The sequence below is a fragment of the Mycolicibacterium sp. TUM20985 genome (assembly GCF_030295745.1).
Taxonomy (GTDB): domain Bacteria; phylum Actinomycetota; class Actinomycetes; order Mycobacteriales; family Mycobacteriaceae; genus Mycobacterium.
Genome location: NZ_AP027291.1, coordinates 205,554 through 217,490 on the forward strand (window position 1 = coordinate 205,554; position 11,937 = coordinate 217,490).

Consider the following 11,937-nt stretch of genomic DNA (forward strand, 5'->3'; position numbering starts at 1 on the left):
AAATGACTCAACCGGAAGGGCAGTAGCGAAGCGACCCGGGATTCGGCGCAGTGACGTACAACGATGAGGTGCGTGCGGAGATCGGTCTGATCGGCCGTGACGATGAGTTGGCCGCGCTGACTCGATTCCTCGGCGTCGCCGGCCCCGGCGCCTTGGCGATCAGGGGTGAGCCAGGCGTCGGCAAGACCGCGTTGATCGGGGAACTCTGCCACCGTGCCGAGGCCGACGGCTGGCGGGTGCTACGTGCCATCGGGGTGGAGGCCGAACGACCCTTCACGCTGGGCGGTCTCAACCAGATGGTGTGGGGCCTGCGCGCGTCACTGGCCCGGCTGGACGCCCCGAGCCGCGACGCGCTGGCACCGGTATTGGGGGCGGATCCCGGACGACCGCCGTCGCCGATGCCATTGGCGATCGCCCTGCTGGATCTGCTGAGCGTGACCGCGGCGGAGCGTGAGGTGCTGCTGGTGGTCGACGACGCCCAGTGGCTCGACGAGATGAGCGCGGCCGTCCTGAGCGCGGCGGGACGGCGGGCGTCGGACCCCAGGGTGCGGATCGTCACCACCCAGCGGCCGCACTCGGGTGCGGAGTTCTCCACCGCGGGCTGGACCGAGTTGACGTTGGGTCCACTCGAGGCGGCCGACGCGGCGTCGATCGTCGATCGACTGAATCCGTCATTGAGCGCGGGGACGCGGCAGACGATCCTCGATTCCGCCGAGGGCAATCCACTGGCCCTGCAGGAGCTGCCGCGTCACGCCGATCAGATCGACGCCTGGTCTACCGACGCGACGGGGCTGCCACTGACCGAGCGTCTGGTGACTGTATTCGGCGGCCGCCTCCGGCAGCTGGACGCCCGCGTTCGCACCGAACTGCTGCGCGCCGCACTCGACGGCGCGCGGGCGAACACGTCGACTGACTCCGGCTCGCGATACGCCATGGTTGACGTCCAAACCGGGATCGACCAGGCGCTGCTGACGGTGGATCCGTTGGGAGTCGTCGTCTTCCGTCATCCCCTGGTCCGCGCAGCCGTGATCCACCAGGCGAGCGCTGCCGAACGGCGTGACGCGCACGCTCATCTCGCGGGGCTGTACGGCGACGTGCTGGTTCGTCGGGCAGCCCATCTAAGCGCGGCGACGACCGGCCCCGACCAATCCGTGGCAGACCTTCTCGACGATGCGGCGCGAATGTCGATTCGGCGCGGCGGGGCGGCCGTGGCGGTCGACTGGTTGCGCCGGGCAGCCGAATTGTCGACGGTGCCGGCGCGGCGCGACGCATTGCGAGGTGAGGCGGCGTTCGTCGCGGCCCAGGCGAGCCGGTTCGACGACGCGCAGGCCATCGCCGATGAGGCGGAGTCGGTGTCGTCGGTGCTCGCCGGTTCCTACCTGGCGCTGTACCGCGACGGCGAGGTCCTGGACACGCACCGTCGAATCCTGTTGGCAATCAAGGCCGCCGAGGGCCTCGATGACGCGACCATGTCGCGGTTGGTCAAGCTGCTGCTGGCGATCACTCAATACGCGGCGGACCCGGCGCTCTGGCAGCAGACCGACGATGCGGTCGACCGCGTGGCCGACCGCATCGATTCCGCGGCGCTGCTGTACCGCGACGCGTGGGGCGACCTCGCGCGTCGCGGTCACACCGTCCGCGCCAGACTCCTCGAGCACCGCGATGCGCTGTCGGCTCTCGAACCGTGGGAGGTGATGCGGCTGGGCGTCACGGCCTACTACGTGGACGGACTCGCCGACTTTCGCGTCACCCTCACCCGGCTCTTCGAGCGTGAACGGGACCGCGGTGCCGTGACGAACGCGATGACGATGTTGCACCTTCTCCTGCTCGACCAGATCGCCTGCGGACGATGGCATGCCGCGCGGGAGTCGGCGCGGTTGGGGGCCGAACTGACGGCGGCCCACCACAATGAGCTGTTCCGTCTGCAGTTCGTTGCCTACGACGGACTGCGCGCGGCCAGCGCGGGTGACGTCGACACCGCACGGCGCCTTGCAGCCGAGGTCACCGGATGGGCCGGGCCGCGGCGGATCGGACTGCTGCTGGGGTTCGCCAGGCGCATCACGGTCCTGGTGGCACTCGCCGAGGCCGACTATGACGCGGCGTACGCGGCGGCGGTGCGCATCGGGCCCGCCGGCGAGTTCCCGCCCTACGCGCACCAGGCCGTGGCCGGCATCCTCGACATGGTGGAGGCCGCCGTGCATTCCGGGCGTCTGGACGAAGCGCGGGCGCATACCGACGCCGCCGGCCGGCTGCGACTGGCCGAGAACTCGCCACGCCTCGACGCATTGATCACCGCCGCCCGCGCGATGACCGCGGCCGACGAGGACGCGGGTCCGCTGTACGAGACGGCGTTGGCACACCCTGCGTTTGTCGACTTCCCGTTCGAGCACAACAGGATTCGGCTTGCCTACGGTGCGTGGTCGAGACGGCGACGGCGGCCCACCGTGGCGCGGGAGGCGCTGCAGCTCGCGACCGCGGGCTTCGACGCGTTGGGCGCAGCTCCCTGGGCCCACCGTGCCCGCGCCGAACTTCGGGCAGCGGGCGCAACGGTCAAGAGGTCAGGCGGTGGCACTGTCGTGCTGACCGCCCAGGAGCGCAAGATCGCCGAACTCGCCGCGGCCGGGCACTCCAACAAGCAGATCGCCGCGCAGCTGTACCTCTCACCGCGAACGGTGGGCGCACACCTTTACCGCATCTTCCCGAAGTTGGGGGTCACCAGTCGCGCCGGCCTTGGCCAGGCGATGCGGGAGTTGGGCGGCCCCTGACCCCGGCTCCTGCGATGATGACCACATGGGTGTGAAGGGAGCGGCGAGGCCGACGAAGGCCGACGTGGCGCGCCTCGCCAAGGTGTCACCCGCGACGGTGACCTACGTGCTCAACGACGTCGTCGGCCAGACGATCTCGGCCCAGACCAAGGCGGCGGTGCATGCCGCGGCGAAGGAACTCGGCTACCGGCCCAACCTTGCAGCGCGCAATCTCGCGGTCGGCGGCAGCGGCGTGGTCCTCTACGTCGTGCCGCGGATCTCGCTCGGTGATCTGCTGATCGAAGTCGGTAGCCGCCTCACGACCGCACTGGCCCGCCACGGTGTCGTCCTCTCGCTGCAGTTCGAGACCGACGACGGCCGCAACGTCGTCGACGCGATCGCCGACCTCAACCCGATCGCGGTGACGAGCGTGTTCCCGTTGAGCGGGCCGGCGCTGGACGCCGTCACCGAGGCGCGCGTCCCGCAGATCCATCTCGGCAGCGCTCAGCTGCACGCCATGGGCGAGTTGCACGAGACGATCGGCGAGCTGCGCGTCGAGCACCTCCTGGCGAGGGGGCACCGTCGCCTGGCGTTCGCGTTCTCCGACGTCGAGCAGGTGCGGCCGTTGGGCGAGTACTGGCTGGCGGGTCTGCGCACCGCGGCCGCCCGCCACGAGCTGCCCGACCTCGTCGTCGGCACGGTCGCCAGGGACGGGACCGATGCCGCCGAGGTGGTGCGCGGCTGGGTGGCCGATGGTGTCACCGCGGTGTGCGCGGACAGTGACGAGACGGCGATGGTGTGCTTGCACGGCGTCCGCGAAGCCGGGTTTCGGTGCCCCGACGACCTCGCGGTGATGGGCGTCGACGCCAGACCACTCGGCGCGGTCAGCGGGCCACCTCTGACGTCGGTCGCGTTCGACGCCGAGACCATCGTCGACGTCTCCACGGCGGCGATGATGACCGAGCTCGGCTATCCGCCCGTGCGCGAGCCGAGCAGTGACGACGTGGCGCGGCTGATCCAGCGCGCGTCGACCTGATCGATGCTTGTCGAGCGTTGGCCTCGCGGTGTAACTTACGCGTGTAAGTAGACTTCCCGGTATTCGAGAGAGGCAGATCCGTGACGGTCGGCGCCCCCAGTGACGTGTACTTCGACCCCTACGACGTCGGCATCAACGCCGACCCGTACCCGACATTTCGACGGCTGCGGGAGGAGGCGCCGCTGTACTACAACCCGCAGCACGACTTCTACGCGTTGAGCCGCCACGCCGACGTCAACAAGGCGATCGTCGACCACGGCACGTTTAGCTCGGCGCGCGGCGCCATCATCGAATTGATCAAGGCGAACATTCCCATTCCTTCCGGCGTCCTGATCTTCGAGGACCCGCCGATCCACGACATCCACCGCAAGCTGTTGGCCCGGATGTTCACCCCCCGCAAGATTGCCCTGCTGGAGGAGAAGATCCGCGGCTACTGCGCCCAGAGCCTGGACCCCGTCGTCGGCACCGGCTCGTTCGACTTCGTCACCGACCTGGGCGCCCAGATGCCGATGAAGACCATCAGCGCGCTGATCGGCATCCCCGAGGCCGACCAGGAGGCCGTGCGCGACCACGTCACCGGTCAGATGCGGACGGAGGCCGGCAAGCCGATGAAGGCCGCCGAGGAGGGTCTGGTCACCGGCGATATCTTCGCCGACTACATCGACTGGCGGGTCGACCATCCGTCCGACGACATCATGACCGAACTGCTGAACGTCGAGTTCGTCGACGAGGCGGGCACCACCCGCAAGCTGACCCGCGAAGAACTGCTCACCTACCTCAACGTGGTCGCCGGCGCAGGCAATGACACCACTACCCGCCTAATCGGTTGGGCGGGAAAGGTTTTGGCGGAGCATCCCGATCAACGCCGCCAGCTGGTGGAGGACCCGTCGCTGATCCCAAGGGCCGTCGAGGAACTCGTCCGGTACGAGCCGCCCGCCCCGCACGTGGCGCGCTACGTCACCCGCGACGTGGAGTACTACGGGCAGACCGTGCCGGAGGGCGCCGTGATGATGATGCTCATCGGCGCGGCCAACCGCGACCACCGCCAGTTCGGGCCGGACGCAGACGAATTCGACATCAACCGCGAACCGCGCGCTCATCTTGGCTTCAGCGTCGGTGCCCACTTCTGCCTCGGTTCGTCGCTCGCCCGCCTCGAGGGCCGCGTCGCGCTGGAGGAGATCTTGAAACGCTTCCCGGAGTGGGAGATCGACCTGGCCGGCGCCGAGTTCTGCCCGACGTCCACGATCCGCGGCTGGGACAAGATGCCGGCGATCGTCGCGTGACCGCCGCCCTGGCGGTGCCCAAGGACTGGGACCAGGTCACGCCCGACTGGATGACGACGACGCTCGCCGAACACCATCCCGGCGCCGTCGTCGAGAACGTTGGCGTGGACATGCGCGACGACGGCACCAACCGTCGGGCCAGGTTCGCGCTGACCTATTCGGCGGGTTCGGGTCCGGCGACCGTCTTCGTGAAGGCCGTGGACCCAGAGCACAAGGCAATGATCAAGATGACGAGCGGCCTGCTGCACGAGCCGCGCCTGTTCAATTCGAAACGGGCTCTGCCGCTTGAGCATCCACTCGTCTACGCGGCCGTGATCGACGAGGCCGAAGAGGACTTCGTGCTCGTCATGGAGGACCTCACCGCGCGTGGCGCCGATCCGCGCGACGCCACCCGGCCGCTCACCCCGCTGCAGGCGGCCAACGGCGCCCGCGGCCTAGCCCGCCTGCACAGTCGGTTCTGGAACCATCGCGTCGAGCAGCCAGAGCTCGACTGGCTCGAACCGTTCGTGCCGTGGGATGGCATGCAGTACGCGCCGCTGCCCGCCGCGCTAGACCGCCTCGGCGCCGACGCCCCGGACTCGGTGCACGCGCTGGGCATCGACGACCTGATCGAGAAGGTCTGGAAGCCCTACATCCGCACGCTCACCAGCTCATCGATGACGCTGTTGCACGGCGACGCCCACATCGGCAACACCTATCTACTGCCGGATGGTGAGGTCGGATTCCTCGACTGGCAGGTGGCACGGCGCGGCAACTTCGCCTTGGACCTTGGGTACTTCCTGCAGGGAGCGCTGACCACCGAGGACCGCAGGAGTCACGAGCGCGCGATCCTTGCCGAGTACCGCGATGGCCTGGACTTGCCCAAGGACGAACTGCCCTCCCCCGACGAGATCTGGCTGCGCTACCGCGCGTCCGTCGCGCATGGGCTGACGCTGTGGCTGTGCACCGCGAGCGCGGGCGAGCTGTGGCAGCGGCCCGACATCGCCCTCGCGCTGGCGCAACGCTATTCGGCGGCCTACGAGGACCTGCGGACCGCGGAGGCGCTGGCCCACCTCGCGTGACGTGGCGACCGTCCAGATCGACCGACCGTCTGGCACGTGGTCCGCGAGCCTGCGCGACGCGGCGGTGAGTCGTGTCGACGACGCGGTAGTGAAGGTCAGCGATCTCATCGATCGCGCGGCAGGTCAGGACACTGAGGACGGCGCTCGAGTCGAGGCACACTGGCGACACCTCTACGGTGGTGATGACGGGGAATGTCGAATCACCACTGAAGGGTGTCGAGGACGTTGTTGGGCCACGGATTGGTCGTCCTCTTCGCGCTGTGCTCGGCCGTCTGCATGGCCATCGGCATCGTGGTGCGGCAGCGCGCCACCATGGACGTGCCTTCCGACCAAAGCGTGAGCGCGCGCATGTTCGCCACGCTGCTGCGGCGGCCGATCTGGTGGGCGGGTACCGCAGTGGCCGTCGCCGGCTACGTGTTCCAGGCCCTCGCGCTGGTGAAGGGTTCGTTGATCGTCGTGCAGCCGCTGCTGGTGTCGGCGCTGCTGTTCGCCCTGCCGCTCAGCGCCCGGCTCGCCGGTCGCCGTGTCTCGCGTCGGGAGTGGCTGTGGGCGGGACTGCTCACGATCGCATTGGCGATGTTCGTCCTGCTGGCCCATCCCGGGCCGCCCGATCGGCCGGCGACGTGGTTGGTGGCGACGATCGTCGGTGTCGGTTGTCTGCTGCTCATCGTCGGCTGCTTCGTGGTGGCGCGGCGTGTCGAGGGTTCACGGCGAGCGGTGTTGTTCGCGGTGGGCGTGGGTGTGCTGTTCGGCGTGGTCGCGGTCGTCACGAAACTCGTCATGCATCTGCTCGACGAGCGCGGCGCCCTCGGGCTGCTGGCGACCCCCGCGCCGTACGCCTTGATCATCCTCGGCGTCGTCGCCACGCTGTTGCAGCAGTCGGCGTTCCATGCGGGCGCGTTGCAAACGTCGGTGCCGGCGATGCTGGTGCTGGAACCCATCGTCGCCGTGTTCCTCGGGGCCGTCGTGCTCGGTGAGGAACTCGACGTCAACACCTATGAGCTCGCCGCGCTCGTGGTCGCCGCGGTGGCCATGACGGCGGCGACCTTCTCCCTGGGCCGCGGCGAGGGTGCCTACGCGGCCGAATTGGACATGGAGGCGGCGCGCGCCACGGTGTGACGAGCGTGCGTCGACTCCGATTTCTGCGCGGCGTTTCGCCCGCAGACACGCACGCTCGCGGCAGGGGGCGGCAGAGAGGGCTCCAGCTAGGCGCGGGTCGAGGTGTAGTAGGTCACGCCGTTCATCGTGGGCTGGTCGTCGCCGGTCTCGGGGATCGCGTCGAAACCATGGGCGGCCAACAGGTCTCCCATCGGCGTGGCGACCGAGGTCCAACCCCTGGCGTCGAGGTACACCCCGACGTCGTGGCGGTCACCCTCGAAGGTCAGGTCGGTGAAGTCGAGCTCGAAACCGTGCTCCCGCCACTTCGCCGTGGCGTCCCGCATCCGCTCGCGCGCCTCGTTGGAGTTCACGTCCGCGTTGGTCGGTACGGCCTCGCTGCCCAGCCGACTGCCGGGCGCGCTGAGCGCGGTGACGGCGTCGAGCAGACGGTCCTGTGCCTCCGGGGGCAGATAGCCGTAGAGGCCCTCGGCGATCCAGGCGGACGGCTCGGTGGTGTCGAACCCGGCGGCCTTCAGCGCGGCCGGCCAGTCCTCGCGCAGATCGATGGCCACCGTGCGCAGGTCTGCACTCGGCTCGGCGCCAAGGCCCGACAGCGTGGTCGTCTTGAACTCGATGACGGCCGGTTGGTCGATCTCGAAGACCGTCATCCCCGCCGGCCAGTCCAGCCGGTAGGCACGGGCGTCGAGACCCGAGGCCAGGATGATCGCCTGGCGAATGCCCGCGGCGGCTGCGTCAGCGAAGAACCGGTCGAAGTAGCGCGTCCGCGCCGCCATCGCGGCGGGCATCTGCGCCAGCCCCCAGCTGGTCCCCTCTTGGTCGACGTCGGCGGACGTCAGCTCACCGGTCGCCCAACGTGTGAGGAAGTCCACACCGACGGCTCGTACCAACGGCGCGGCGAACGGATCGTCGATCACACCCTCGTCGGTCGCGATTGCCCGGGCCGCAGCCACCATGGTCGCGGTGGTTCCTACGCTGGTCGCGAGGTCCCAGGTGTCGTCATTGGTACGTGTCATCGTCTACCTTCCGTGGATTACTTAGTAAGCATAACCAACGATCTCCCCGAAGCCTTCCTTCACAGGAAACTCCCAGCTCAGGCGTTTGGGGCATATCTTTAGTTTTGCTAACGTTGTGTCGATTGGTGCGGCAATGACGCCCGCCCGCCAGCTCTTCTCGATGTACCTAGGGGAACCTTCATGTCAATCGAAACCCGCGACGCGCGCCTGCAGCGCCGCATCGCCGACCTCTACTCGAACGACGCGCAGTTCGCCGCCGCAAAGCCAGACGACGCCGTCAGCGCGGCCGCCGCCGACTCGGGCCTGCGGCTGGCCGACGTCGTCCGCACCGTGATCGAGGGCTATGCCGATCGTCCTGCCCTCGGCCAGCGCGCCGTCGAATTCGTCACCGAAGGTGGCCGCACCACGGCCGCCCTGGCATCGCGCTTCGACACCGTCAGCTACGGCCAGCTCTGGGAGCGGGTGCAGGCCTTCACCGCGGCGCTGCACCGCCGTCCCGTCGAGCCAGGTGACCGGATCGCCATCCTCGGCTTCACCAGCGTCGACTACACCGTCGTCGACACCGCCACCACCCAACTCGGCGCGGTGTCCGTCCCATTGCAGACCAGTGCCCCGCAAGCGCAGCTGCAACCGATCATCGCCGAGACCGAGCCCACCCTGATCGCGTCGAGCATCGACTTCGTCGACGACGCGGTCGACCTGATCCTCACCGGGCCCGCGCCGGCCGGCCTAATCGTGTTCGACTTCCAGCCCGAGGTCGACGATCACCGCGAGGCGCTCGACGCAGCCAAGACGCGGTTGCAGGGCACCGCCGTCGTCGTCGAGACGATGGCCGAGGTGCTCGCCCGCGGCCGTGTCCTCCCGGCCCCGCCGTCGGTGGTCGGCGACGGGAACGATCCCCTGGCGCTGCTCGTCTACACGTCTGGCAGCACCGGCGCTCCGAAGGGTGCGATGTACCCGGAGTCCAAGGTCGCGAACATGTGGCGCACTGCCGCCAACTCGCACTGGGACGAGAACCAGGGCGTGCTGCCCGCGATCGCCCTCGCGTTCCTGCCGATGAGTCACGTGATGGGCCGCGGTGTCCTGTACGGAACCCTGGCCAGTGGCGGCACCGTCTACTTCGCCGCCCGCAGCGACCTGTCCACGTTCCTCGACGACCTCGCGATGACCCGGCCGACGCAGCTCAACTTCGTCCCGCGCATCTGGGACATGGTCTATCAGGAATACGTCAGCGAGACCGATCGCGGCGCCTCCACCGACGAGCTTCGCCAAAGCCTGCTCGGCGGTCGCTTCGTCTCCGCCATCACCGGTTCGGCGCCCATCTCGCCCGAACTCAAGTCGTGGGTCGAGGAGTTCCTCGACATGCATCTGGTGGAGGGCTACGGCTCGACCGAGGCCGGCGCGGTGTTCGTCGACGGTGTCATCCGGCGCCCACCGGTGATCGACTACAAGCTGGTCGACGTGCCCGAACTGGGATACTTCGGCATCGACGTGCCACATCCGCGCGGCGAGCTCCTCTTGAAGTCCGACATGCTGTTCCCCGGGTACTACAAGCGGCCCGACGTCACCGCGGAGGTGTTCGACGCCGACGGCTACTACCGAACCGGTGACGTCGTCGCCGAACTCGGCCCCGACCAGCTGAAGTATCTGGACCGCCGCAACAACGTGCTCAAGCTGTCCCAGGGTGAGTTCGTCACGGTCTCCAAGCTCGAGGCGGCCTTCACCGACAGCCCGCTGGTGCGCCAGATCTACATCTACGGCAACAGCGCGCGGCCCTACCTGCTGGCCGTCGTGGTCCCCACCGACGACGCCCAATCCCGTTACGGCGCAGACGAACTCAAGGCCGCCGTCAGCGCTTCGTTGAAGGACGCGGCCCGCGCTGCCGATCTGCAGTCCTATGAGATCCCCCGCGACTTTCTCGTGGAGACCGACCCATTCACGCTGGAGAACGGTCTGCTGACCGGTGTTCGCAAGCTGGCGTGGCCACGGCTCAAGGAACGCTATGGCGCCCAACTCGAACAGCTCTACGTCGACCTGGCCTCCGGTCAAGAAGGCGAGCTGCGCGCGCTACGCCAGAGCGGCTCCGACCGGCCGGTGCTAGAGACCGTCAGCCGGGCGGCCACTGCGCTGCTCGGTGCGGCCGCCGCCGACGTGCAGCCCGACGCTCAGTTCACCGATCTCGGTGGAGACTCGTTGTCCGCGTTGACCTTTGCCAACTTGTTGCACGAGATCTTCGGCGTCGACGTACCGGTCGGCGTGATCGTCAGCCCGGCCAGTGACCTGGCGTCGATCGCGGCCTACGTGGAGGCGGAACGAACCGGCGGCTCCAAGCGGCCGACGTATGACGCCGTGCACGGCCGCGACGCCACCGAGGTGCACGCCCGCGACCTGACGCTGGACGAGTTCATCGACGCCGAAACCCTCTCCGCGGCTTCGTCGTTGCCCGGACCGACCGCCGAGGTGCGGACCGTGCTGCTGACCGGTGCCACCGGCTTCCTCGGTCGCTACCTGGCGTTGGAATGGCTCGAGCGGATGGACCTGGTCGACGGCAAGGTGATCTGCCTGGTGCGGGCCAAGTCCGACGAGGCCGCGCGGGCTCGGCTCGACGCGACCTTCGACAGTGGTGACCCGCAATTGCTTGCCCACTACCGCGAACTGGCCGCCGAGCACCTCGAGGTGTTCGCCGGTGACAAGGGTGAAGCCAACCTTGGTCTGGACGACGCGGTCTGGCAGCGGCTGGCAGACACCGTCGACCTGATCGTCGACCCGGCCGCGCTGGTCAACCACGTGCTGCCGTACAGCCAGCTGTTCGGGCCGAACGTGCTGGGCACCGCGGAGCTACTGCGCATCGCCCTCACGACGAAGATCAAGCCGTTCGTCTACGTGTCGACGGTGGCCGTCGGCGCGGGGATCGACCCGAGCGACAACACCGAGGACGCCGACGTCCGTGTGGTGAGCGCGACCCGCACGGTCGACGACAGCTACGCCAACGGCTACGGCAACAGCAAGTGGGGCGGCGAGGTATTGCTGCGCGAGGCCAACGAGCAATACGGCCTACCCGCCTCGGTGTTCCGCTGCGACATGATTCTGGCCGATACGACGTACGCCGGTCAGCTGAACCTGCCCGACATGTTCACCCGCATGATGCTCAGTCTGGTCGCGACCGGCGTTGCGCCGCAGTCGTTCTACCAGCTGGACGCCAAGGGTGACCGGCAGCGGGCGCACTACGACGGTCTGCCGGTGGAGTTCATCGCCGAGGCCATCTCGACGCTGGGCGTGCACGTGCAGGACGGTTTCGAGACGTATCACGTGATGAACCCGTACGACGACGGTATCGGCATGGACGAGTTCGTGGACTGGCTGATCGAGGCCGGCTACCCGATCCGCCGCGTCGAGGGCTACGCCGAGTGGCTGCAACGCTTCGAGACCACACTGCGGCAGCTCCCCGAGAAGCAGCGGGCCGCGTCGCTGCTACCGCTGCTGCACAACTATCAGTCGCCGGAACACCCGGTCAACGGGTCGATCGCCCCGACGGACCGGTTCCGGGCGGCGGTGCAGGACGCAAAGATTGGCCCCGACAAGGACATTCCGCACCTTACCTCCGAGGTGATCGTCAAGTACGTCACCGACCTGGAGCTGCTCGGCCTGCTCTAACCCCCGCGATTTCGGCGCGGAAACGTT

Annotated in this window: 7 protein-coding genes; 6 read left to right on the forward strand and 1 reads right to left on the reverse strand. The window is 68.4% G+C overall.

Annotation, left to right across the window (positions count from 1 at the left end; all coding sequences use genetic code 11):
* Nucleotides 1-50: 50 nt before the first annotated feature.
* From QUE68_RS00940 to QUE68_RS00960, 5 genes are all read left to right on the forward strand, one after another.
* Nucleotides 51-2,765, forward strand: coding sequence for a helix-turn-helix transcriptional regulator (locus QUE68_RS00940; protein WP_284224096.1), 2,715 nt, complete (start codon nt 51-53; stop codon nt 2,763-2,765).
* A gap of 25 nt (nt 2,766-2,790) precedes the next feature.
* The gene (locus QUE68_RS00945; protein ID WP_284224097.1) at nt 2,791-3,780 is read left to right on the forward strand and encodes a LacI family DNA-binding transcriptional regulator; all 990 of its coding nucleotides are present in this window, start codon (nt 2,791-2,793) and stop codon (nt 3,778-3,780) included.
* An 80-nt stretch (nt 3,781-3,860) separates the two neighbouring features.
* Entirely contained in the window at nt 3,861-5,063 is a 1,203-nt protein-coding gene (locus QUE68_RS00950; RefSeq protein WP_284224098.1) for a cytochrome P450, read from the forward strand.
* 50 nt (nt 5,064-5,113) lie between these two features.
* Complete coding sequence (locus QUE68_RS00955) at nt 5,114-6,124, forward strand: phosphotransferase (RefSeq protein ID WP_284234649.1); 1,011 nt, start codon at nt 5,114-5,116, stop codon at nt 6,122-6,124.
* Between the two features lie 225 nt (nt 6,125-6,349).
* On the forward strand, nt 6,350-7,243 hold the full coding sequence (locus tag QUE68_RS00960) for a DMT family transporter (protein WP_284234650.1): 894 nt from the start codon (nt 6,350-6,352) through the stop codon (nt 7,241-7,243).
* Nucleotides 7,244-7,329: 86 nt separating this feature from the next.
* Here the strand turns inward: QUE68_RS00960 and QUE68_RS00965 are convergent, their stop codons facing one another.
* Nucleotides 7,330-8,256, reverse strand: coding sequence for a class I SAM-dependent methyltransferase (locus QUE68_RS00965; RefSeq protein ID WP_284232155.1), 927 nt, complete (start codon nt 8,254-8,256; stop codon nt 7,330-7,332).
* A gap of 180 nt (nt 8,257-8,436) precedes the next feature.
* Here QUE68_RS00965 and car point away from each other — a divergent pair, with 180 nt between their 5' ends.
* A complete protein-coding gene (gene car, locus QUE68_RS00970; protein WP_284232157.1) occupies nt 8,437-11,910 on the forward strand; it encodes a carboxylic acid reductase in 3,474 nt (1,157 codons plus the stop codon).
* Nucleotides 11,911-11,937 lie beyond the last annotated feature (27 nt).